Genomic DNA, 23368 nt, shown 5'->3' with positions numbered 1-23368 from the left:
TCTTTGCTATGAATGATATGCAGCCAAATGATGTCGCGCCCAATTGCACTGAGCAACGCATCCGCCTATATGATGGCAGTGAACGTCGCATTTTTCTTTGTGATGAAGAAGTGCCTTACCCCGATGGAAAATTAATTGTTTCAAGTACTGACACTGAAGGTGTAATTACCCATTGCAATGATTCCTTCGTGGATATGTCGGGCTATAGCGAAGCCGAATTAATTGGTCAGCCCCATAGCATCCTACGCCACCCAGATATCCCCAAGGCCGCTTTTGCAGATATGTGGAACACCGTACAAGGTGGTGAAAAGTGGGCGGGCTATATTAAAAACTTGCGCAAAGATGGTCGCTACTATTGGGTCTATGCCACAGTGGTGCCCAATAAGCGCGCCGGTGTAATAAAAGGTTTCACCTCTGTGCGTCGTAAACCCTCACGCGATAGAGTCAATGAAGCGCAGGCCTTGTATGTAGAAATGAAAAAAGCGGAGGTGAATTCATGAAGCTAAAGCTCACCGTAAGCCCAGATTTCCCACCAGAAAAGCTAGCTGGCTGGCATATCTTTAATACTTGGCTGCAGCGCCAGACTGGCCTGGCTAGTCACTTCGATGTCTATGAAAGCTATGAAGAGTTGCACAGTGCTATCGATGCAGAGAGTGTCGATCTGATCTATGCCAACGCCTACGACAGCGCCAATCTTGTGCGCGATAAAGGATTTATTCCGCTGGCACGCCCCGCGCAGCAAGCTGATGAGGTGGTGATTGCCACTTCGATAGAAAGCAACGTAGAAAAAATTGAAGATCTGGCCCCAGGTATTAATATCGCCACCACAGCTGATCCTGATGTTAGAACCATTGGCATGATTATGTTGGAACCTGCCAATATCGATTCGGCGAATAGCCAGTTACAGAGCTTTGGTTCTTATCCTTTAGTTGCTAAGTCTTTGATGAAGAAAGAATCCCAAGCGGGTTTTTTCTTAGCTGATGCCTATGACAGGCTGAGTAAGTTGATTCAAAGTCAATTGCGCCCGTTGGTACGCAGCCATATTCAATTGATCTCCCATAGTTTTTTGCTAAGCCCTCGCGCAATCGCTCACAAAGATACTCTGCAAGAGCTGCTTAGGAATATGGCAGAGAAAGAGAATGGCCCAAGAGTGCTTGATGATCTTGATAGCAAAGGCTGGCGTATTCCTGATCAGGAGGAGGTAGAGTTTATGATCGATCTGATGAGCACACTGGTTAGTGATTAAAGCCCGTAGCAAAAACGCGTAAGGCGATCGCTAGAAGCGCTATCAGAGGAGCTTAAGGCTTCTAATTGAAAGGCTTAAGGCTATGGTTGGATTGGCAGTGCCGGCATAGCCTGTTACTGTGTGTATGTGATTCGCCGCAGCTTTAGGCTGCTTCAATGGTAGGGCATTGCAATGAAACTACTTCACACCCAAGAAAACGGCTTTGTGCTCAATAATATCCGCAACCTTGTCGAGGCTGAAGGTATCCCTACTGTTATGAAAAACGAGCACCTTGGCGCCGGTAGTGGTGAGGTGCCGCATTTTGAAACCTGGCCAGAGCTTTGGGTTAAAAATCCCGGTGACTACCCTAAGGCCAAAGCCATCGTGGATTCTATTCTTGCCCAACAGGCGGCCGATGATGGGCAGACTTGGATTTGCCATGAGTGCGGCGAGGAAAATGATGCCAGCTTCGAGCTGTGCTGGCAGTGTGGCCACGCCGCGCCTTAACTCACTACTACGGTTGGGGATAACAAAAGCTAAAGCTTTTGCTGTTATTGTTAACCCCTTGCACCATAAAGTAATTATGAGTTGAGTCATCACATAATGCTCGCGTACTTTTACTGGTCTGTACCGTTGTCGTATCTAGAGCCTCTAGTTTATTGTTATGGCCGAATCCAACAAATAGTTTATCTTGCCAATTCTTAAGGTCCTGTATTTCGATCTCTAGGTGCTCTTTTGCTACTAGACTCGCAGGTATCCCAAAGCTCTGTTGATGAAAGTCATATGACAGCCCGAGCTTCCCATAGATATCCACCTCACCGTAGCCGCCGAATAATGCAAGAGTGGGCTGTTTCCAATGCTTGTTAAGGGGGATGTAAAAGGCTAGGCCATATGAGCTGAAGCGCTCGCTGCTAAAGTGACTGGTAGTAGTTTTAGTGGTTTCTTCGCTGGCACCGGCTGCATAAAAAGAGAAAAGGACTTCGTCTCCAGGAGCAAGGCCGCCGCCTAAGCCAAGCCGAGATATATCGTTCTCGCTAATGATTACTACATCCGTATTGCTTGTCAGTTCACCGTTGATTTGACGCGTTTCAGTAAGTTGCTGGCTAGATTCTATATCTCGATATTCGTATCTAGCGGCCTCTAATTTTAGGGCATCTGGCAAAAAGCTTATGTCTGAATCCAGTTTCCATTGAAGGCTAAGGCCATAGTACTCCTCGCTAGCAACTGCAGGGGCGCTGTCAAACAGCTGACAGGACCCTATTAATGCAATTAATAGAAAACGATAACTCATGTGTATCTCCATACATATATACTTTAGATGCTGCGAGTCTAGCAATTTAGGCGTCAGATGGTTTTATTGTTGCTTATGAAAAGCTGCCATTCCCTTGCTGATCTCAGCCATATCTCACAGTTGGATGTTTTTTGAACGTCTTTTGCTGCTTGTCCGTATCAAAGCGCCGCTGCTTGATCTTCCGTAATTCCAGACACGTGTAGCTTGTCGTTGCTGTTTACAGTGTTTCTACAATTTCTACTCTTAGCTAGCTTTGCGGCTAAGAGTTATTAGAAAGAACACAAATTAGCCAGTGAGGTAAGCTTTATGGGCACAGTGAATCAAGCCAGCCGATTTATGATGCAGGCCAGCTTGGGGGGTAATAAGTCCTCGATTGAACAGCTCGCCAGCATGGGGCCAGAGGCCTGGTTGGAATGGCAGTTGAGTATTAAGGCCCCCAAGAAAGGTAAGTTTCAGCGCAGTACCAAAAAAATCTGGCGCTACTTCCGCCGCGAGCTGCTTAAGGCCCACGGTAAGGCAGCCATCAATGGCGAGGGTAATAACCCCGCTTTGCCCTACAAATGGTATTTTCATATGGCGTGGTGGCAAGACGCGCTAAGCGAGAAAAAACACCTTTTGCGTCAGCGTGTTGCCCAAGCCCTAAGTGAAGTTTTGGTTATTTCCGATAACTCTTCACTTGAGCTCGACTCCATTGGTATGGCGAGCTTCTACGATCTGATTTACGACAATGCCTTTGGTAGCTATGCCGATCTTTTATATCAGGTATCGATGCACCCATGTATGGGCGTGTATCTCTCCCATATGAACAATCAGAAGGCGGTTCCGGCGAAGAATATTCACCCCGATGAAAACTATGCTCGTGAAATCATGCAGCTGTTTTCGATTGGTTTATTTATGTTGAACCAAGACGGTAGCCTGCAGCTGAATGAAAATGGCGAAAGCATTCCTAGCTATCACAACCGCGATATTCGAGAGCTGGCTAGGGTGTTTACTGGCTTAACAGCCAGCACTTATCAGCATGAGTGGACCACAAGCTATTGGTCGAAAGACTACAATGGCTACCCTGTGGGTTTTAATGATGGCGTAGAAACCACCTACAAGACGGTGCCATTTGTAAATATGCGTGAGCCCATGGTTGGCCATGAGAGTCATCACGATAGAAAGCCCAAAGAGCTGCTAGATGGTTTTATTAAGCTGCCTGGTGGGCAAACTGTCGAGGAAGAAGTTCGCCAAGTTGTTGATCGTTTGGTGGCACATCCAAATACGGCTCCGTTTGTGGCTAAGCATCTGATTCAGCAAATGGTAACTTCCAATCCATCAGCGGAATATATTGCCGCAGTTGCCGATAAGTTTGGCCCACGCGGTGATTTGGCAGCCACTGTGCATGAGGTGTTGCGATACCCGCTATATAACGCTGTAAATGATACCGAGTATCCTGCGCAGCGCGAAGAAGGCGGGCGTAAGTTACAGTCGCAAAAATTAAAGTCACCGCTAATGCGCATCACTCAAATTTTGCGTGCTTTTAATGCCCAGAACCGCAGTGGCTATATGTGGTTGATTGGTGATGATATTCAAGAAGCCGTACAGCAGCATCCGGTATCGGCGCCTACGGTTTTTAATTTCTATAAGCCCGACTTTGTGCCCCAAGGCATGTTAAAAGAGATTGGCGAAGTTTCCCCTGAATTTGAGATTCACACATCGGCCACGTCTATTGCCTATGTGAATTTAATGTATTACTGGTTCTTTGGCGAATACATGCCAGCGGTGAGTACACGCATCAATGAGAGCGATGGTATCCAGAATGCACCGGAGTTTAATACCGATGTTCTGAATGCAGATGCCTTTAATAAGTTAAGGCTAGATTTTAGCGAGCAAATTAGGCTCGCGAGAAACCCTCGCAATCATGATCAGCTCATTGATGATATGAGTCAGTTGCTCTTGGGTAGAACCGATTCAGAAATTAAGCCAGCGATTAAAAGAGCCTTCCAAGCCTACCGTAACAACCCCAAATGGGTAGTGCAGACGATTGCCTTTATGCTGACCATTTCACCAGAATTCACCGTGTTGGAGGTGTAAGATGTTAAAGAATCTAACGCGCCGCAAGTTTGTTCAGGGCAGTATGGCTGCCAGTTTGGCCGCGGCCAGTGCGCCAAGCTTTTCACTGCCTAAAGTGAGCACGCAAAGCGTTCCACCGCTAAATATTGACAAGCAAAAGCGTGCTCTCGTGTGCATTATGCTTGATGGCGGCAATGACAGTTTTAATATGTTGGTGCCACACTCTGCTAAGCACTACAGTGAGTATGCCAAGACTCGCGCAAATCTTGCACTTGCAAAAGACAGTTTATTGCCCTTGCAAGGCTTTGCCGATAAAGAAGGGCGAGAATTCGCTTTGCACCCCTCGATGCCAGAAGTGGCAGAATTATTTGGCCAAGAAAAATTATCGTTCGTGGCCAATATCGCGCCTCTTATCGAGCCTGTGAACAAGCAAGCATTTTTAGATCGCAGTGCTCGTGTGCCGTTAGGTTTGCTGTCCCACGCTGATCAGTTTAAACACTGGCAAACATCAAGGCCCGATCTGCGTGTACAGCAAGGTTGGTTTGGCTATTTTGCAGATGCCTTACAGCCAGATAAAAAAGCCGATCAGATTCCAATGAATATCTCATTGGCGGGTTCCAATATCATGCAAAACGGCCGCCGTAGCACCCACTATTCTATTACGGGTTCTGGCAGTGTCGGTTTAGTCGTTAATGAAGAAGAAAGTGATCTAAATCGCGCCATCTTGCGCAGTTTTGAAACGGTATTGAATACTTCTTATGCTGGCGATCCTTTTAAGCAAAGCTACCTTTCGATTACCCGCGAGGCGCAGCTTCAGCACCGTAAATATCGAGATGCCGTAGAAAAGATTAGCCTACCTATTGAATTTAGCGATAGCGATCTTTCTAAGCAATTAGCGAAAGTCGCACAGAGTATAGCGGCGACTGAAGAGCTAGGCCTGCCTCAACAGACTTACTTCCTGCGCTATATTGGCTGGGATCATCACGATGATCTGCTTAATAGTCAGGCCCGCATGCTGCGCGTGTTGAGTAAAGCTATGGGTGAATTTCAGCAGGCTATAGACTTGCTTGGCTTGTCAGAAAACGTTTTATGTTTCACGGGCTCTGATTTTGGTCGTACATTGACATCAAATGGTAATGGTAGCGATCACGGCTGGGGCGGTCACTGTATGGTAATGGGTGATGCCGTTAAAGGTGGGCAGGTGCTGGGAGATTACCCGGCACTCTCCCTAGGTGATAAAAACCCGCTTGATGTAGGTGGCGGTGTGCTAATACCGACTTTGCCTACCGATGTACTGTTCGCCCAGCTGTCTATGTGGTTTGGGGTGCAGGAAAGTGACATTCCTAAGTTGTTCCCTAATCTGAAAAATTTTGCAGCGGATAGTTCGAGCGGTGAAGATTGGCCGCGCCTAGACCTTTTAAATAATCTATGAATACATTAAGCGTTAAACCGCTACAGCTTGGGGCTGAGAACCACCTATTGGGTGGTTTAAAGCCCCAGTGGCAAAGCCGTATGGCCACCGCGACCCGTTTGATTCGTGAAAACTTTAACGAATCTATCGACTGGAACTGGCTGGCCCAGCAGTGCGCGGTATCACCAAGTCATTTTCATTATGTATTTAAAAATGCTTTTAATGAGGGGCCTGGAAGCTTTCAGCGAAGAATTCGATTGCAATACGCTCTCAGTCAATTACAGCTCAGCGCTAAGAGCGTAACCGAGGTGGCTTTAGAATCTGGTTTTTCCTCCTCGCAAGCTTTGGCAAAAGCTCTACGTAGAGTGTTGGGCTTAAGTGCCTCCGATGTTAGGCAGTTGTGTAGCGAGCAGAGCGCGAATGTTTGGCATTCCTTGTTGCCAAAGCTCGGGCAACCTCATCCAGACTTTCCCGAAAGCCTGGATAACTCTTTGTTGGACAGCATCAAGATTACTGTTGAGCAAAAAACTGAGCGCCACTTCTACTTGCATGAGGCGAGTATTCAATCGGTATCTCAAATCTACACGGCCTGCAAAGAGTATCTGCCGATGAGTTGCGATAAGGTTTTTGTATTTTCGCCCTGGGATGCTTGCACAGACCCTAGCTCGGTATATTACTATTGGGGATATGAAGCCGATAAAGATTTGGCGAACTACTGTGTGCCTGAGCGGAGTTACTTGCAGGCAATGGTCGTGGTTGAATCAGAAGCTTGTTACCTAATGGTTTGGGAAGCGATTTATCGTTATCTATCGCTTAACGAATTTGCAATAGATCAAGAAGCTTATCTTTGCGATGAGATAGCGGTTCAGCAGCCGGTGGAGGGTGGCATGTTGGTGACTATATGCTTGCCCGTAGTGTTGAGCAATAAAGAAAGCTAGCCAATAAGGAAATCTAAGTGATAAAGAAATTTAGGCTGTGAATACTAAAAAGCCTGCCCATAAAAATGAGCAGGCCTTCTTGTTTTATCAGCCCTTAGGCGGCTATAAAACTGATAAGCTTATATCGAACAGGTCAGCTCACCCAAGCGCTCGGTAAGCTTTTTATTTTCGCTGTAATCAATAGGGATTACGATTAAGCTTGGGCCATCGGTTTCAAAGGCATTTTTAATGGCGCCTTGCAAATCGCGAGAGTTATCCACGCGCTGTGCATGCCAGCCAAAAGATTCTGCCAGTGGTACCCAGTGTGGGTTGCCGAAATCCAAGTCGGTGTGTTTACCAAATTCGTTTTCTTGCTTCCACTTAATTAAACCGTAGCCGCCATCGTCCCATACCATTACGGTAAGGTTTAAATTTAATCGGCGAGCGGTTTCCATTTCCTGCATGTTCATCATAAAGCCAGCGTCACCCGAGATGGCTAAGATATTGCGATCTGGGTGCACAATGCTGGCCGCAATAGCGCCAGGTAAAGCAAAGCCCATAGAGCAGAAGCCATTGGGGATTAAACAGGTGTTGGGCTCGTTACACTGGAAATGACGAGCAATCCACATTTTGTGGGCGCCCACATCACTCAGTGCAATATCATTAGGGCCCATTACCGCGCGAGCATCCCATAGCGCTTTTTGCGGGCGAATCGAACCTTCGGTGTCATCGTCCTTATGTTTAGCAAGCTCTTCGCTCATATCGCGGCGTACAGCAGCTTGTTGGCTTAAATCGAAATCGAGCTTGTCGCCGCCGTGAGCATCAATGCGCTCGTTTAGCATCCATAGGGCGTGGGCCAAGTCGCCCACTACTTCAGTTTCTGGATGATAGTGCTCGTCGATTTCAGCCGGTAGGAAATCGATATGCAAAATGTTTTTGCTTTGATCGCCATTCCAAAGTTTTGGATGGTATTCCACCATATCGTAACCTAGAGTGATCACCAGGTCGGCCGCATCAACAGCGCAGGCTGGAATATCTTTGGCGCCGAGGCCAATAGTATATAGACAGTAATCGGCATCCATATCCACACAGCCTTTGGCCATAAAGGTGCTCACTACACCGATGCCGGTTTTCTCACATAAAAGACGCAACTGCTTGGAAGCGCGGGTGCGTATACAACCATTACCCGCAATAATGATGGGGCGCTTGGCGTTTTTAATTTGCTCAAAGGCCTGATCCATAATCTTATCGGCAGGCACTGGGCGGCGAGCCTTGCGTACGGTAAGCGGCGCCTTATCGACGGGTAGCTTGGCGATATCTTCGGGTAGCTCGATATGCACGGCGCCCGGTTTTTCAGTGCGGGCCAGACGTACCGCCTTACGTACAATCTCAGGAATATTCTCTGGGTGCCATACGGTAGTGGCCCACTTGGTCACGGGCTCAAACATGCCCACTACATCCATTACCTGATGGGATTCTTTGTGTAGGCGGGTTGAGGCGCCCTGGCCGGTAAGTACTAGCATTGGCGCGCGGTCCATATTGGAATCCGCTACGCCGGTAATTAAATTGGTGGCGCCTGGGCCTAGGGTGCCCAAACAGCCGGCTGGGTTACCGGTTAATCGCCCGTAGATCTCTGCCATAAAGGCCGCGCCCTGCTCGTGCCGGGTTAGAATAAATTTGATCTTCTCGGATTTCTCCAAAGACATCATAAAATCGGCATTCTCTTCACCGGGAACACCAAAGATATACTCGATTCCTTCTTCTTCCAGGCATTGGACCATCAGATCTGATGCTTTCATGGCGCGATTCTCCTATTGGATTGAGCGAGCTTCTTAAAAGTAAGTTATCTTGCTACTAGGGCTCAGCTTAAGACGATTTGTTTACTGTTCAAGCATAGACTATGTGAGCTGTTCTGCACATTTGCCAAAATTTATGACTGTTATAGCGCTGACCCTCATCTGTCCGTAATATTGGCGCCTGAAACTACTTATAAGGCCGTGCCCTATAAGGCAGCCTTGGCTATAGAGTTGCTGCGATCTAGCTGTCACAATAGGGGATTGGACCAAGATCGGCGAACTTAGCCAAAGATCGCGAAATACTAATAAGAAGCACAACAAGCACACTACAAGAACAAGAGACAAAACATGAGATCACGACTGGGCAAATTACTGCCATTACTGTTAATAACACCTATGTGTTGGGGGGAGTATCAGGCGCAGCAGATCAGCGATGCCAAGCAAATACGTGTTTCGGGCGATATGGCCTGGGGCGGCTTGGGCGATTGGCAGTTAAGTAATGGCCAGGTCTGTGCGGTAGTTTCCAATGTCGATCACGAGGGCGAGCTGGCCGCAACAGGTGGCTACCTTACCGATTTCGGCTTTTGCGACAAAGCGGGCGAAGGTTTTGGGCAATTGTATTTTGCTATCAATCTAAGCGGCACCAGCTCACCGGTCTTTCACACCATGAAAGCCGAGCAGGGCGACGGCTACGCCCGCGTATTGGGTTGGGCAACACATGGCGGTTTTGAGCTTAAGGTTAGTTATGAGTTTAACGAAGCCAATGGCGATAAGTTGCAGCTCACTACCGAGCTCACCCACAAACAAGAAGTCGATGGCTCTGATGCTGCAGCCTTTGGTGTGGTGAATTTAAATCGCGGCAATAAAGTTTTTAGTACTTCTTTAAACGGCACCGGGCCATCACCGGGTTACCAGCACAAATCACTACCTAGCGGCCTGCTGGATGATTTAGATGGCCTATTAGGTGTCGATATGGTTCTGAGCTTGCCCGATGCTGGCAAGAATCCAATGGTATATGGCCAGCATATTAAGAACGCCTACCTGCTATCTGAAGATAATCAGAAAACCCCCATGCCAAGCTTTGTGGGCGTAACCGATTCTTACTCGGCGGCGCTTACTTTTACTGATACCTTTTTCTTCGATAGTGAAGGCGCTTTTTTAGATCCGCTTAAATTATTAGAAACCCAAATTGCCGATTTGGATGTGGGCGAAACCTTGGTAGTGGAAAACGAGATCAGCTTGGCCTCGGGCCGCGATGCCGCTTCCATCCTTAATCAATACTGGGCGAGCGAGCCCGCCATTAAAGTGCAGTTGCCAGGGCCTGGCTTATCGGTATTTTTACAACGCGCTGAAGACGGCGCGGTAATCAATCACGCCATGAGCGATAGTAACGGCATTGCTGCGGTGCACGCCCCTAAAGGCCAGTATCTATTGCGCGTACAAGAGCGTAATCGAGTGTTGGCCGAAAGCGCCATAAGCTTGCCTAGTGATCAAAAAATTATTAAGCCAGAATTAGCGGCCCGTGCGGATCTACAACTGCCCCAAGGCCAAACCATGCGCCTAAGCTTTTTTGCCGAAGACGGTCAGGCGATAGATTTTTCGCGTCAGGTATTTGGTTTTGTAGCTAGCGGCAAGCATGAAGAAAAAGTTATCGATATTATGTTGGCCGGTACGGAATCCGATCCCAAAACGGTGAGCTTAGAGCCCGGCCGCTATCGAGTGATTGCCAGTCGTGGGCCAGAGTATTCAGCTCATGCAGTCAAGCTAAATGTAGAAGCTGGCAAAGACAATAAGCTAACGATTCAAACGCCTAGCTTAGAGGTGAGCACGCCCAATTACGTGCATGCGGATTTACATACCCATGCTGCACCAAGCTTCGATAATAGCTACCCGCAAGAGCAGCGTATTCGAAGCTATATCGCCCAAGGTGGTGAGGTATTGGTAGCTACCGAGCATGAAACCATTTATGACTACAACCGCGATATTGCCGAGTTAGGTTTAACTGAGCGTTTAGCGACAGTTACCGGTACAGAAATTACCGGCCTAGTACAAAGCGAAGCGGCACCTCATACCCTGGGTCATGCCAATGCCTTCCCGTTAAAGCCTCAGCTTGGCCAGTACCGCAGCGGTGCCCCAGCCCATGAAAATAAGCGCTGGCGTGATGTGATCGCAGCGGTAAGAAAGAGTGATCCTAAAGCCGTCATGCAGCTTAATCACCCAAGGGTAATCTACAACCCCGAAGAAAAAGCCGAGCCGGGCAGCCAGCGTTATAACGAAAGTTATTTAGTGCACCTGCTAGATGGCCGTGGCCATGATCCAAGCCAGCCATTAACGGCCGAGCAAAATAGCAGCCTGATCGAAAAAGATCCTGAGACGGGCGTGCGCGATATCGACTTCGATGCCATCGAACTTATTAATGGTACCGGTGCTGGGCTGCATTCCTATGAGCAGCTGCGCAAAGATTGGTTTGCGTTCTTAAAGCAGGGCATAAAATTGGTAGGCACGGCCACCAGTGATTCCCATGGCCAGGCTTTTGGTGAGGTGGTATTAGAGCCGCGCACGCTCATCTATATGCAGAACGATGATGTTAAGGCTTTTGATCAAGACGATTTTGTGGCGGGCATTAAAGGTGGCAATATTTACGGCACCACGGGCCCATTAATTGATATCGCCTTAAAGCAGGGCGACAAGCAAGCCTTAATGGGACAAACCCTAACCGCAAAAGAGGCGGTATTAAACTTAACGGTAAACGCGGCGCAGTGGATCGATGTGCACACCTTGCGGGTGTATATCAATGGTGAGCTCTATCAGCAAATGCCCATCGTTAAGGGGCAGGAAAATATGCTGCCATTAAGTTTTGATAAAGATAGCTTTGTTACAGTAGAAGTGGAAGGTGATCGTAAAGGCTTATTCGCTGATATTGTTCCGGTTATGCCGCCATTTGCATTTACTAACCCAATTTATGTAGATGCAGATAACGATGGCAAGTGGCAGGCTCCAGGATTATAGCAGTATGTCCAATAAATCTAACTCGAAAGGGCTAGGCATAGTCGGCGTTGTTTTTTCAATGATCGGCTTTTTAATGCTGATGGGTGCTGGCCTTTGGGCGCAAAAAACCTTTAGCTTTAAAGAGCGTGCCCAAGCTGTTGAAGGTGAAGTGGTAGAGATGGTGGCCAATCGCGGCTCCGATTCCACCACCTATGCGCCCAAGTACAGCTTTATAGCAGATGGCCAGCGCTACAATGTGATCAGCAGCACCAGTTCCAATCCACCGGCTTATAGTGTTGGTGAAAAGGTGCAGGTATTGTTCGATCCGGCGAACCCTTTAGATGCCCGCATCGATAGCTTTATGGGCTTATGGTTTGGCCCGACCTTAATCTCGGTGATGGGCTCGATATTTTTACTGGTGGGGGTGATCCCGCTATTTTTAGTGTGGCGCCGTCGCCATAATGTCGAGCACTTAATGCGCCAAGGAATGCCGGTAATGGCCGAATACCAGCGCGTAGAATCCGCCGAGATTGATGATAATGGCAAAAGGGAGTTCTTTATTATCGCCCGCTGGCATGAGCGTGAAAGTAATCAGTTACATGTCTATCGCAGCGATGCCCTGGGTTTCGATCCAACAGGGTTCATAAGTCCCAAGCAGCTGATCACTGTATTGGTAAACAAGCAAAAGCCTGATGTCTATTTTATGGATACCAGCTTTTTACCCCAGCAGCGGGTATAAATTGATCAAAATTAGCACGATTTAATAGGCTTATTTGCCGCCGCCCTCGGCATTTGATACAAAGCCCGTTTTACGCCAAGAAGACTGTAGGAAATGGCATGTCAGATTTAGTTGGAGTTCAAGATGCGGATGAACGCATCTCCCTAAAGGAATATACCGAGAAGGCCTACCTGGATTACTCCATGTACGTAATTCTCGATCGCGCCCTACCCAATGTGGGTGACGGCTTAAAGCCGGTGCAGCGCCGAATTGTTTACGCCATGAGCGAGCTGGGCCTAAAGGCCAGCGCTAAGTACAAAAAATCAGCCCGTACCGTGGGTGATGTTATCGGTAAGTTTCACCCGCACGGTGATTCGGCCGCTTATGAAGCCATGGTGCTAATGGCCCAGCCATTTAGTTATCGCTACCCGTTGGTTGATGGCCAGGGTAACTGGGGCTCACAAGATGACCCGAAATCCTTCGCGGCCATGCGATACACCGAATCGAAGCTCACCAAATATTCAGAAGTGCTGCTTAGCGAACTAGGCCAAGGTACGGTTGATTGGGTGCCTAACTTCGATGGCAGTATGGACGAGCCGGCGGTAATGCCAGCCCAGGTACCTAATGTGCTACTAAACGGCACCACCGGTATCGCCGTAGGTATGGCAACCGATATTCCGCCGCACAATCTGCGCGAGGTAGTAGAGGCCACTATCCACAAGCTGGAAAACCCCAACGCCAACACCGCCGAGCTTTGCGAATTTGTGCAAGGCCCAGATATGCCTACCGAAGCGGAGCTGATTACCCCAAAGGCCGATCTGCAAAAAATGTACGAAACCGGCCGTGGCAGCTTGCGCATGCGCGCCGTATGGGTACAACAAGATGGCGATATCGTAGTAACCGCACTGCCGCATCAAGTGAGTGGCGCCAAAGTGCTAGAGCAAATCGCCGCACAAATGCAGGCTAAAAAGTTACCCATGGTGGCAGATTTACGTGATGAATCCGATCACGAAAATCCAACCCGCTTAGTGATTGTGCCGCGCTCAAACCGCGTCGATATCGATGCCATGATGAGCCATCTTTTTGCCTCTACCGATTTAGAGCGCACCTATCGTGTAAATATGAACATGATCGGTATCGATGGCCGCCCGGGTGTTAAATCTCTCGAGACGATTTTGTCGGAGTGGTTGAGCTTCCGTACCGTAACCATTCGCCGCCGTCTACAGTATCGCCTGTCTAAAGTGGAAGAGCGTTTGCTACGCTTGGCCGCTTTAATGATTGTGTTTTTAAATGTGGATGAAGTTATCCATATTATTCGCACCGAAGATGAGCCCAAGCCCATCTTAATGGAGCGCTTCAATTTAGTAGAAGCCCAAGCCGAATACATTCTAGATACCAAGTTACGCCAGTTGGCCCGCTTGGAAGAAATGAAAATTAAGGAAGAGCAAGAAGCGTTAGAGAAAGAGCGCGACGACCTTAATAAAACTCTAGACAGTGCGCGCCGTTTAAAAACTTTGGTGAAAAAAGAGCTGCAAGCGGCTGCTAAAGAATTCGGTGATGATCGTCGCTCGCCTATCGTTGCTCGCGACGAAGCGGCCGCCTTTAGCGAAACCGATCTACTAGGCAGCGATCCGGTAACAATCGTGATTTCAGAAAAAGGCTGGATTCGCGCCGCCAAAGGTCACGATATCGATCCAGCTGCTTTGAACTACAAAGCCGGCGACAAATTTAAAGTGGCCTGCAAAGGTAAAACCAATCAAAACGTTATCTTGCTTGATAGCACGGGCCGAAGCTATGCACTACAAGCCCATACTCTGCCATCAGCACGAGGGCAGGGCGAGCCTATCTCTGGCCGCCTAAACCCGCCGAGCGGCGCTACTTTTGTTTCCACCATGACCGGTGATCCAAAGCAAAAAGTTTTGTTAGCATCCGATGCGGGTTATGGCTTTGTAGGCAATATGGGCGATTTGTTTACCAAAAACAAAGCCGGTAAAGCCGCACTCACTTTGCCAAAAGGTGGCCGCGTATTATCGGCTACGCCTATTCAAGCCAGTGATGATGAGCAGTTAATTGTCGCCATCAGTAACGAAGGCCGCATGCTAGTCTTCCCGCTAAGCGAGCTGCCAGAACTAGCTCGTGGTAAAGGCAATAAAATTATGAATATTCCTTCTGCGCGCGTACAAGCCCGCGAAGAGTTTGTAATTTCAGTGCAGGTTATCAGCAAAGGCCAGCAACTAAAAATCTATTCCGGCAAACGCCATCTAGGCATGAAAGTCGCCGATCTAGAGCATTACAAAGGCGAACGCGGCCGCCGTGGTAATAAATTGCCGAGAGGTTTCCAAAAGGTGGATTCCGTTGAGGTGATTGAATAAGGCATTGCTGTTCAGCGAGTCTAACGTAAAAAGGCGAGTCTTTTAGGCTCGCCTTTTTACGTGAATTATGTGCTTTTAGTGTTTAGGCTTAAACCCAGCAGTCAGTAAATGAAAGCACAACTGACTTTCTTTAATTTTTAACCAAAATCTCTGTAGAACAGAGAAGCCGATTTGAACTGCAAAAGCTGGTTTACTAACTCACGAATCTTCGGTTCCGCATCAATAAATTTGCTCATATTTGCGCCGCCTCTTGTGGAATCATAAATGGCCTCGCCATCAAGGCTCCCTTTGTTGAAAATTTTAATCTCCGCGTACGACATATATAACGATAGATCCCATGTCCAGCGAGCAACGTAAGTTGAAGTCCATTCGCACGTTTCTGGTACAGAAGTCTCACTTACGACTTTAAAAGGAATGCCTCTGCTTGATAGCACAGACTTATATTCCTTCAGAAAGCCTTCTCTAACATCTGGGTTTTCGATGATGCACAGCTCAGCTCCCTGAGAAATTTCTGCGGGTTCGATATTTTGAGTGATTGAACAGGCTGATACTAATCCCATGCAAGCTAATAAAGACAGTTTGCGTAACATACTTATTCCTTTGTTGTGTATATTGTAAATCCTAGCAGATACAGCTAATTAGTTGAGGCTTCAAAATCTAGGGCCAATATTACCTTGTTTTTTACGGTGTCAAAAGAGAGAGTTCACGTTGTCATACAAAATAATGACGAATGCAAAATCCGCATTAATTTTTGTTTGCTGAAATTACAGTATCTCAATGGAGAAGGCTGCCAATATAACTCTCTATGCTGTGCTGATGAGATACAAACTAAGTCGCACATCTAATGTTTTTGAACGTTGATGTGGTGGTTGTAGTAGATCACAAGTTTCACAATGTTAGAGCTCGCACACGCATTTGGGGCAGTTCTTTGCAAGTTTGAATAACTCGGGTATATGACAGAGTGAAGTCACATGCTGATAATTATGCTTAATCCTAGATCTAGACGCGAGATAGTCACTCATATCAACAGCATGTTGTTTATTTCAAGCCCATAAAACTCTACCCTAAGTCGGAGTGATATAAACGGCATCACTTGGCCATTCAATTTCAATCTGCTTTACCAATGCACAAGAAGGCAGCTTCTCTTGCCGTTAACCATGCCGATGAATATTGTTTTTGGTCGCGGGCCCTGGTGGTATATTTTTTTGAATACGCTTTTTTATCAAAAAGTCCGCCTTAGTAGAGCAATCTGGGCACTTTATCTCGATTTTTTTGGCCAACATTGGAAATGTGCCGATCTGCTCAGAGGTAAGTTTGGAATGCTTCCAAGTGGCAGTGCCTTGTTAAGCATATTTAATTGCATTCCAGTGATAGTTAAAAATACTAGCGTCAAAGGCGAGTCTTTTAGGCTCGCCTTTTTATTTTGCAGGGTTTGATAATAATTTAAATGTCAAAAACCCTATCGGTCGAGTCGCTGCTACCAGATAAGGTTATGTGAGAACCCAGGGGGCAATGGCAAGATAAACGGCAGTTATGTAATCCATTCCTTGAAACTTTGGTTTTTAAAGTTAGTTCTTAAAAATAACCCAGCGATTTTTAAAGCTTACTCAATAAACTACTAAGCAACTGTTTAATGCTTAATCGACTGCTAGATCAAACACAGCATATCGATTGGTGTCTGGATTGCAGTAAAGATCTCGAGCCTCGAATCAGCGATAGCGGCCCGGCATTGCTGAAGAGAATCCCTGGGAATTATTCGAGCCACTTTTACACACCTTGTGTGCGCTGGGCGAAATAGGTTTGGAGTTAAGGTTTTTGCAAAAACGTCTTAGTTCAGAAAATGAGTGGCAGTATTCCATACAGCACAGATTACAAAGAGGGCGCAGAATTTGTGATTAAGCCACCGCTGTCATGTTAAATAGAATTTACTGTTTTTTTAGCGCTCACATGGCGACTCAATCTATTAGTCTGAATAATTTGCTTTAGTCAATAAATATGAACTATACCGAATAGAGGCCGTTTATTTTTACCGACAGAGTGTCGCCATTTGGAGCAATAATGAAATCTCAATTTACTAAATCGCCCTATCTTTTTCTCGCATTACTGCTAGGTGGATACACGACTGATCTTCTTGCCCAAGAAGACGAAGAAATCGAAGAGGTGACGGTCACAGGCTCAAGGATTAGCCTAGATGCCAATATGGAAAGTTCAGCTCCGGTGGAAACCATATCAGGTGATGCCATCCGTGATTCTGGGCAGTATTCTTTGGTCGATGTTCTTAACGATGTTCCTTCTTTATTGTCGTCTACTTCTTCGGAGTCCTCTATTGATTCTGACGATGCCGATTTTATCGATGGCTCCAATGTCTTGGATCTTAGGGGGCTTGGTGCAACAAGAACATTGGTGTTGGTAAATGGCCGGCGTCATATCGGTGGGGTGCAAGGTTCGGCCGCAGTGGATATTGGCAGTATTTCGCCAAGCTTGGTTGAGCGTGTAGAGGTGTTAACCGGTGGTGCTTCGGCTGTATATGGTGCGGATTCCGTTACGGGTGTTGTTAATTTTATACTTAAAAATCGCTTTGAAGGTTTCGAGTTGGATGTGCGACAAGGCCTTTCCCATGAAAGCGATGCTGATCAAACCATGCTTAACGCATTATGGGGCAGCAGCTTTGCGGATAATCGCGGCAATATCACGGTTAACTTCAGCTGGGAAAATGACGAAGGTTTGCGGGTATCCGAGCGCAGTAACGGCGCGTTATTAGGTTCTGGTCGAGATTGGCTAAACCCTGCCAAGCGTTTTCAACAAGGGGATATTGATCCTGCAACCATGCCGAATTTCGCGCGCTTCTATAACTATGAAAATACCGGGCGATTACATTACGGCTTCGAGGTGCCAGATGAGGCAGGCTTTATTGCCCAGTACAATGAGCAATTTAATAGTAACCCAAGCCTAAGTGATGCAGAGCGGGCCTTTATTGCCAATGCCGCCGCAGCCCCAGAGCGAGCTGTGCTGCTTGGTCGAACCTTTCCGTTTACATCGGGTTATGGTTATGTGGCACCGGGTAATGCCTTTAGCTTTACTGGCTTCAATGCCGAAACTCCTGTCGATCTTAACAATAATGGTCGGCCCGATTGCTTAGATTCTTTTACCGGCTTCAACTCTTCACTCGATGGCAATGGTGCTTTTGGTGCGCTAGGTGGCTGCTGGAATGTTAGTGCCGATGGCAGCTATAGCCCGGTTAATGATGGTTTAGTTGCCAGTAGCTTTCAGGGCTTTGGTGGCGATTCCTTCAATACGATTCAACAAGACTTCGGCTATATTCTTAGGCCGGAAGATAAAACCTCTTTGGATATTTTGGCAACTTACGAGCTAAGTGGCAGCAAAGAGCTGTTTCTAGAAGCAAAATACGTTAAGCAATCTACCGAAAACGAAGGTCAGCCCACCAGCTTCTGGGATCTACTTTTAGGCGCGCCAGATAATCCATTCTTGCCAGATTTTCTTGTGCCTATCGCTCAAGAGCATGGTGGGGTATCTATCACCTTAGATCCAATCGGTATTGGCTCAGGCAGAACAACGGTAGATCGAGAGACAGCGCGTTTTGTCTTTGGTCTGCGCGGCGAATACTCCGAAGATTTACAATACGAGTTATCGCTTAACTACGGGCAAGTAGATCGCGAGTTCCGCCAGTATGATCAGTTGATCAATGATCGTTTTCTTGCAGCGATAGATGCGGTGACAGATCCTGCAAGCGGTGCCCCGGCTTGCCGAGCCGATGTTGATCCATCGGCACCGGCAACAACCACACCGTTTAATATCCCAGTATACGATCCTGGCTACTACAGCTTCACCCCTGGCAGTGGCCAATGTGTGCCATTAGATATCTGGAACGGTGCTACCGGCATTACTGATGAGGCCCTAGCCTTTGTGACGACTACCGCAAGGGATCAGCTTAAGTTAGAGCAATTTGTAATCTCTGGCTTTATCACCGCGAGCAGCCGCCCGTTTTTTGAATTACCAGCGGGCCCAGTTTCATTTGCTGCTGGCTTAGAGTACCGCGAAGAAAAATCCGAGGCGACTTTCGACAACTTTCAGCTTGGTATTATTCCAGCAAACGCGCCGTTTCCTGCGGGCTCGAATATTGCCGATCACTCAGAAAATAGTAACTTAGTATTTCGTCCAAATCTTAGTAATCGCAATGAGGTGGGCAGCTACGATGCCGCCGATGTCTTTATCGAGGCCTCCGTTCCGGTGATCGAGAATATGTATTTGGATCTGGCTACCCGCTATAGCGATTACAGCACCATAGGCGAGGCCACCTCATGGCGGGTGAGTTTATCTTATCGTCCTATCGAGGATCTATTGCTGCGCGCAACAGTATCAGAAACCGTAAGGGCGCCCAATATTAATGAGCTATTTGGCCCGCAAATCGGAGTGACCTATCGCCCGACTGATCCTTGTGATGCAAGCCAGATTAGCGCGGTTAGAGCCGATAATCCTGTACTGGCTGATCAAACCCAGGCAAACTGTGTGGCCGCTTTGCAAGGCTTAAGTGTTAATGTATTTGATGCCGATGGTAATTATGTGTTCTCTGATCCACTGTCGGCATCCTTTGGAGGCACCGAAGGTGGTAATGCCGAGCTGGATGAAGAAACGGCCAAAACAACAACATTCGGTTTTGTCTTTACCCCAAGCTTTGTAGATGGCCTAAGGTTTTCCATCGATCGTTGGGAGATCGAAATTGACGATGCTATCGATCTTGTTGGCGCCCAGGATATCGTCAATGGTTGCTACGCCACCGGCGCTGGCCTTAACGATAGTTTTTGTGGCCTGCTAAGCCGTAACGGTACCGTAGGCTCGCAGCAACATGGCGGTTTAAACTTTATTCGCTCTACCAGTATCAATTATGTACGCCAAGAGGCCGCAGGTATCGATTTTACCGCCGCCTACGATTTTGATTTAGGTGCGCATAGCTTTGGCCTACGCCTACAGGGCACCGAAACCGAAAAGTTAGATGACTATACCAACCCGCTAGATCCAAGCTTTAAAAACCCAGAGCTAAAAGAATACAGCCGCCCGCGCTTTGCCGGCAGTATCAATCTTTCCTGGTCTTATGCGGATATCGATGTGAACTGGCAAAGCAATTACCAAGGCGAGCAGCTACTTAAGTTCCTAGAGATTGAAAGCGCGGTTTCGCAATACGGTGAAAGCGTATTAATGGATGAAGTGTGGGTGCATAATTTAAATGCCAGCTACAACATCGACGATGCATGGCGCGTATATGGTGGCGTAAACAACGTATCCAATGAAGAGCAGTTCATCACCAATCGCGCCTTCCCGACCAGTCCTAGGGGGCGCTATTTCTTCTTGGGTGTGAATTATAAGATTATGTGATGCTTTGCTGAAGCCTGCAGTAATTAAATTTCTCTGAGTGGCAGGGGTGCCACATAGATAGAATAGGGGGTTTGATTACTAGGTTTGAGCTTAGCAGTAGAAGGCGAGTCTATTTAGGCTCGCCTTTTTAATATCCAGAATATAAGCCCTAATCCAGCTTTACCACAAACGCCGCACGCTCGCGGGCTTTGCTCCAAAACAAATACGTTGGCTTACCATCCAGCTGACCCAAAAAGCAAGACATTAACTCAGCTGGAATATTGCGCGGCAAGTGCATAGTTTTATAAGCCACCTTAGGGATAGGCACAGCTTTCCAAATGCCTTGTTTCAGCTGCTTTTCTACATCCTCATTCGTAAGCGCAGTTTCCATCCACATCCGGTTGTATTGGCCGCTATAAGATTGCCATATCGTAATATCATCCACCTTCGAATAGAGCCCGTTGGGCTTTTGATTAAAATCAGCGATTAATTTATCGGCAATCTCGAAGTGCTTGTCGGATACTGCTTGGCTGGGGTTGTGTGCAGGCTCAGAGTGCTTTGGGTAAAGCTCGAAGTGTTCGGTGGCTAGGGCTTTGTTGAGGGTGAGGCTTAAGGTTAGAAATATAAGTAAGGTAGTAATGCGCACGGTGATACCTAAAATGAAATCAAGTAGAGGCTTAAAATGAGTTTGTTCAACGATAGCAGCTTTAAGGCACTAAAAGGTAGTAGGTGCTGAAATTTCGACCGAGTAATTGGCGGTGACTGATTTTTCTAGCCATTCTGGCTAGGGATTTATAGCTGCGCCTTGTTTCTAGAAGGTGAAACAAGACCTCTTTGTGACCTAGTTCCTTAGCCCAGCTCATTATGGTTTTAAAAATACGGATGCCATAACCCCAGAATTTTTGAGAAATGACAATGGCAATCTCAAAGCCTTCGTCGTCTTCTTGTATGCCACACCACCCTGCTATTTCACCATCGATGGATATGACACGAACACGACAGCCTTTAGCTGCATTCGTCTCGATCTTGCCGCTTATCCATTCATTGATATTGTAAGAGTCAAAGTGGGGGTGTTCTATAAGGTGTTTTCGCAAAGACTCTTCGTTCAAAATGTTTATCAAATCTTTTGGACTGCTGTCCTCGAATTTTAGGTATTTGACAGTGTTCATTGTATTTTCCACATGTTACAAGGGTTGTGTGTGGATGATGTGATAGCCTCTTGGCGTTTTATTTTGTCGTAAACAGTAACATATAACTTTAAATTATTGGGTAAACGCCCTAAAAAACTGATGCGTTAAGGAATAATACTGTAATAAGTACTATCAGTCCTAGGGCAAAACAGTTTATAGCGATAGCCTCGCTCCAAGGTTTGGGCTTTGGGGGTAATAGTTTGCCTAGCTTAGCAGTGATAGGGTAGTTGTCTATCCATGATTTCTGCTGATACCCTGCCATTAAATTAAATAACGATAGGATCATGCCTATGCTACATATTGCTAGAGCTAGGTAGAGGCTCGATGCGGACATGTTTTCTATGGTTTCTTTGGTCGAAATAAGAAACCAAGCGAATACTGAATAACTTACCACGCTGCCGACAAGTGATGCCGGTCGATACCTTTCAAGATTCTTCTGAATTTTTCGGTAGATGTTTGGTGTTGGCATATTTAATCACTGCAACTAGTGCGTTTTTTGGTGTGGACAAATAACAGCCACTTTTGGGGAGCTTACTTGCAGACATAACAACTCCAGCCATCATTCTTACCATTCAACGGTGAGGCATATTTTTCCAATAACCTCTCGTACTCTAAAATGGTCTCATATCTTGGTATCATCGATACTGTGGAGGCTATGAAATATGGGTAGTCTTCGGAATCATCATCGCAAAGCAACACCTTTTGACGATTGAAGAGAAGGTGCTCTCCAAACTTCATCGCTTCATCTTCAGTTTCAAATATCACTATGAATTCCAAATCCCTTTCTTCGGTTAGATCATCACCTTCAACAACCATGCGCCAAAGAGAATCTCCACAGGCATCGTTTGGGAACTTAGAATAATCTCGTTTCATGTCTGTCCCGGCCGCGCTTGCATGGTCTTGTTAGTGCTCTATTTGAATGCATGTGCCCAAGCTTTATTAAGTTTTTCATCTTGCGCCACACCTCGAAACTGAAGTTGTAGCTCTGGAAAAGGACTTGCACCCTTATAAGAACAACTAAGAGTTGCAAAGGTGTTAACATTTGAGTCTATATAGGTATGTCCATCAGAATCTAACTTTGGGTTAGGAATAACTTTTTTTAACCAAGCCAATGCCTTGGTTTGAGAATCGCCACAGGATTTGATGTCAAAAAAAGACTTTCTCGCCGTAATAATCGCGACCTCATAGCCGTCTCTGAGGATCGTCACTTCATATTCAGGGAACACCTCTTTTGTGACGCCAGAGTTAGGCACTCGAAACTGGATTGTAGGCCTGCCATTTTTATGAGTTTCGTGATTTTTAGCTTTAACTGGAAACACTGCACCAATCTTCACGTTCAACATTTCTGGTGGGGCAGATAAAGCTGCCGCCGAGAAAAACATCAAAAATATAGCAGTAACTAGTAATTTCATCTTTACTCCTAGAGAGCTAGCGCCTTGCCCACCGGAAAAATGCAAGCGCAGCGAGTAGTTTTCCGGCGCAGCTACTTGATAGAAGCCGAACTGCCAGTTGTGGGCATAAGTTCAAAAATACACCTTTGCCCTGTTTGCTTAAAGTGCGCAAGCAACATTGAATTGTATGTTGTTGCAAATTCTTTCTCCTGAGGATACACGCTGTCGGCAGTTCTCGTATGAGTGTCATAGCTAACTGTGAATTCGACCTTAGTACTACCACACATTACGCTACCACAAGTGAAGCAAGCGCCAACCTTACCAACACCCCAAACCGTATGGCTTCCCCAGCCGTCATACCATGTTAAAAATGAATAAGTATTCGATTCAATGTCCTGTGCTACCTGTTCCTCTGGCGAGCCCACTAAGTAATTGGAGCATGCCAATAGCAAAAGAGGTAATCCGATTAGGGCTATAAATGTTAGTCGATGTTTATTCATTATTTGTGTTTCTAACGCTTCACTTTATTGGGGGAGCCTTCTCCGGCGCCTTTAGGCGCGTAGTTAATGGCCTTGATACTTATTGAGCCTTCTCCAGCTTACCACCAAAGCGGTAAGCTTGAGGCGCGAACCAACTTGGAGAAG

General features: G+C 46.8%; 17 protein-coding genes. 10 read left to right on the top strand and 7 right to left on the bottom strand.

The window, feature by feature from the left end:
* Window positions 1-8: 8 nt before the first annotated feature.
* From Q1A41_RS18145 to Q1A41_RS18135, 3 genes are all read left to right on the top strand, one after another.
* Complete coding sequence (locus Q1A41_RS18145) at window positions 9-500, top strand: PAS domain-containing protein (protein WP_299769973.1); 492 nt, start codon at window positions 9-11, stop codon at window positions 498-500.
* Window positions 497-1246: a PhnD/SsuA/transferrin family substrate-binding protein gene (locus Q1A41_RS18140; RefSeq protein WP_299981900.1), complete on the top strand. Its 750-nt coding sequence runs from the start codon at window positions 497-499 to the stop codon at window positions 1244-1246. The genes Q1A41_RS18145 and Q1A41_RS18140 overlap by 4 nt, the downstream gene beginning before the upstream one ends.
* 171 nt (window positions 1247-1417) lie before the next feature.
* Window positions 1418-1732, top strand: a complete 315-nt coding sequence (locus tag Q1A41_RS18135; protein ID WP_299981897.1) for a DUF2007 domain-containing protein — start codon at window positions 1418-1420, stop codon at window positions 1730-1732.
* A 7-nt stretch (window positions 1733-1739) separates the two neighbouring features.
* Here Q1A41_RS18135 and Q1A41_RS18130 read toward each other — a convergent pair whose 3' ends face one another.
* On the bottom strand, window positions 1740-2516 hold the full coding sequence (locus Q1A41_RS18130) for a hypothetical protein (RefSeq protein WP_299981895.1): 777 nt from the start codon (window positions 2514-2516) through the stop codon (window positions 1740-1742).
* Between the two features lie 306 nt (window positions 2517-2822).
* Between Q1A41_RS18130 and Q1A41_RS18125 the strand changes: the two genes are divergently transcribed.
* From Q1A41_RS18125 to Q1A41_RS18115, 3 genes are read left to right on the top strand one after another with little or no spacing between them, the layout of a single operon-like run.
* The gene (locus tag Q1A41_RS18125) at window positions 2823-4592 is read left to right on the top strand and encodes a DUF1800 family protein (RefSeq protein WP_299981892.1); all 1770 of its coding nucleotides are present in this window, start codon (window positions 2823-2825) and stop codon (window positions 4590-4592) included.
* Window position 4593: 1 nt separating this feature from the next.
* Entirely contained in the window at window positions 4594-6003 is a 1410-nt protein-coding gene (locus tag Q1A41_RS18120) for a DUF1501 domain-containing protein (protein ID WP_299981888.1), read from the top strand.
* Entirely contained in the window at window positions 6000-6920 is a 921-nt protein-coding gene (locus Q1A41_RS18115) for an AraC family transcriptional regulator (protein WP_299981885.1), read from the top strand. The genes Q1A41_RS18120 and Q1A41_RS18115 overlap by 4 nt, the downstream gene beginning before the upstream one ends.
* A 119-nt stretch (window positions 6921-7039) precedes the next feature.
* Here the strand turns inward: Q1A41_RS18115 and Q1A41_RS18110 are convergent, their stop codons facing one another.
* A complete protein-coding gene (locus tag Q1A41_RS18110; RefSeq protein WP_299981882.1) occupies window positions 7040-8698 on the bottom strand; it encodes an acetolactate synthase large subunit in 1659 nt (552 codons plus the stop codon).
* Window positions 8699-9043: 345 nt separating this feature from the next.
* On the opposite strand from Q1A41_RS18110, the gene Q1A41_RS18105 reads away from it, so the two are divergent.
* The 3 genes from Q1A41_RS18105 (at window position 9044) to parC (ending at window position 14773) form a co-directional block, all read left to right on the top strand.
* Window positions 9044-11704 (top strand): CehA/McbA family metallohydrolase, encoded by a 2661-nt coding sequence (locus Q1A41_RS18105; protein WP_299981880.1) that lies wholly within the window; start codon window positions 9044-9046, stop codon window positions 11702-11704.
* 4 nt (window positions 11705-11708) lie between these two features.
* A complete protein-coding gene (locus Q1A41_RS18100) occupies window positions 11709-12422 on the top strand; it encodes a DUF3592 domain-containing protein (protein WP_299981878.1) in 714 nt (237 codons plus the stop codon).
* Window positions 12423-12520: 98 nt separating this feature from the next.
* Window positions 12521-14773 carry a DNA topoisomerase IV subunit A gene (gene parC / locus Q1A41_RS18095; RefSeq protein ID WP_299981876.1) on the top strand — a complete coding sequence of 751 codons (2253 nt, stop codon included), beginning with the start codon at window positions 12521-12523 and terminating at the stop codon, window positions 14771-14773.
* Between the two features lie 137 nt (window positions 14774-14910).
* On the opposite strand, the gene Q1A41_RS18090 is transcribed toward parC, so the two are convergent.
* Complete coding sequence (locus Q1A41_RS18090) at window positions 14911-15363, bottom strand: Sbal_3080 family lipoprotein (protein WP_299981874.1); 453 nt, start codon at window positions 15361-15363, stop codon at window positions 14911-14913.
* A 1468-nt stretch (window positions 15364-16831) separates the two neighbouring features.
* On the opposite strand from Q1A41_RS18090, the gene Q1A41_RS18085 reads away from it, so the two are divergent.
* A complete protein-coding gene (locus Q1A41_RS18085) occupies window positions 16832-20164 on the top strand; it encodes a TonB-dependent receptor (protein WP_299981872.1) in 3333 nt (1110 codons plus the stop codon).
* A 148-nt stretch (window positions 20165-20312) separates the two neighbouring features.
* Here the strand turns inward: Q1A41_RS18085 and Q1A41_RS18080 are convergent, their stop codons facing one another.
* The 4 genes from Q1A41_RS18080 to Q1A41_RS18065 form a co-directional block, all read right to left on the bottom strand.
* Entirely contained in the window at window positions 20313-20789 is a 477-nt protein-coding gene (locus Q1A41_RS18080; protein ID WP_299981870.1) for a hypothetical protein, read from the bottom strand.
* A 61-nt stretch (window positions 20790-20850) separates the two neighbouring features.
* The gene (locus Q1A41_RS18075) at window positions 20851-21312 is read right to left on the bottom strand and encodes a GNAT family N-acetyltransferase (protein ID WP_299981867.1); all 462 of its coding nucleotides are present in this window, start codon (window positions 21310-21312) and stop codon (window positions 20851-20853) included.
* 552 nt (window positions 21313-21864) lie between these two features.
* Window positions 21865-22206 carry a ribonuclease E inhibitor RraB gene (locus Q1A41_RS18070; protein WP_299981866.1) on the bottom strand — a complete coding sequence of 114 codons (342 nt, stop codon included), beginning with the start codon at window positions 22204-22206 and terminating at the stop codon, window positions 21865-21867.
* 38 nt (window positions 22207-22244) lie between these two features.
* Window positions 22245-22745: a hypothetical protein gene (locus tag Q1A41_RS18065; RefSeq protein ID WP_299981864.1), complete on the bottom strand. Its 501-nt coding sequence runs from the start codon at window positions 22743-22745 to the stop codon at window positions 22245-22247.
* Between the last annotated feature and the right edge of the window lie 623 nt (window positions 22746-23368).

The organism is uncultured Pseudoteredinibacter sp. (assembly GCF_947502065.1).
Classification (GTDB): Bacteria; Pseudomonadota; Gammaproteobacteria; order Pseudomonadales; family Cellvibrionaceae; genus Pseudoteredinibacter.
The sequence above is the reverse complement of the archived record's forward strand: the minus strand, read 5'-3'. Positions and strand labels throughout refer to the sequence as shown.

Coding starts and splice junctions, on each gene's coding strand:
- Q1A41_RS18145 (WP_299769973.1), top strand. CDS start 9: ATGAATGATATGCAGCCAAATGATGTCGCGCCCAATTGCACTGAGCAA.
- Q1A41_RS18140 (WP_299981900.1), top strand. CDS start 497: ATGAAGCTAAAGCTCACCGTAAGCCCAGATTTCCCACCAGAAAAGCTA.
- Q1A41_RS18135 (WP_299981897.1), top strand. CDS start 1,418: ATGAAACTACTTCACACCCAAGAAAACGGCTTTGTGCTCAATAATATC.
- Q1A41_RS18130 (WP_299981895.1), bottom strand. CDS start 2,516: ATGAGTTATCGTTTTCTATTAATTGCATTAATAGGGTCCTGTCAGCTG.
- Q1A41_RS18125 (WP_299981892.1), top strand. CDS start 2,823: ATGGGCACAGTGAATCAAGCCAGCCGATTTATGATGCAGGCCAGCTTG.
- Q1A41_RS18120 (WP_299981888.1), top strand. CDS start 4,594: ATGTTAAAGAATCTAACGCGCCGCAAGTTTGTTCAGGGCAGTATGGCT.
- Q1A41_RS18115 (WP_299981885.1), top strand. CDS start 6,000: ATGAATACATTAAGCGTTAAACCGCTACAGCTTGGGGCTGAGAACCAC.
- Q1A41_RS18110 (WP_299981882.1), bottom strand. CDS start 8,698: ATGAAAGCATCAGATCTGATGGTCCAATGCCTGGAAGAAGAAGGAATC.
- Q1A41_RS18105 (WP_299981880.1), top strand. CDS start 9,044: ATGAGATCACGACTGGGCAAATTACTGCCATTACTGTTAATAACACCT.
- Q1A41_RS18100 (WP_299981878.1), top strand. CDS start 11,709: ATGTCCAATAAATCTAACTCGAAAGGGCTAGGCATAGTCGGCGTTGTT.
- parC (WP_299981876.1), top strand. CDS start 12,521: ATGTCAGATTTAGTTGGAGTTCAAGATGCGGATGAACGCATCTCCCTA.
- Q1A41_RS18090 (WP_299981874.1), bottom strand. CDS start 15,363: ATGTTACGCAAACTGTCTTTATTAGCTTGCATGGGATTAGTATCAGCC.
- Q1A41_RS18085 (WP_299981872.1), top strand. CDS start 16,832: ATGAAATCTCAATTTACTAAATCGCCCTATCTTTTTCTCGCATTACTG.
- Q1A41_RS18075 (WP_299981867.1), bottom strand. CDS start 21,312: ATGAACACTGTCAAATACCTAAAATTCGAGGACAGCAGTCCAAAAGAT.
- Q1A41_RS18070 (WP_299981866.1), bottom strand. CDS start 22,206: ATGAAACGAGATTATTCTAAGTTCCCAAACGATGCCTGTGGAGATTCT.
- Q1A41_RS18065 (WP_299981864.1), bottom strand. CDS start 22,745: ATGAAATTACTAGTTACTGCTATATTTTTGATGTTTTTCTCGGCGGCA.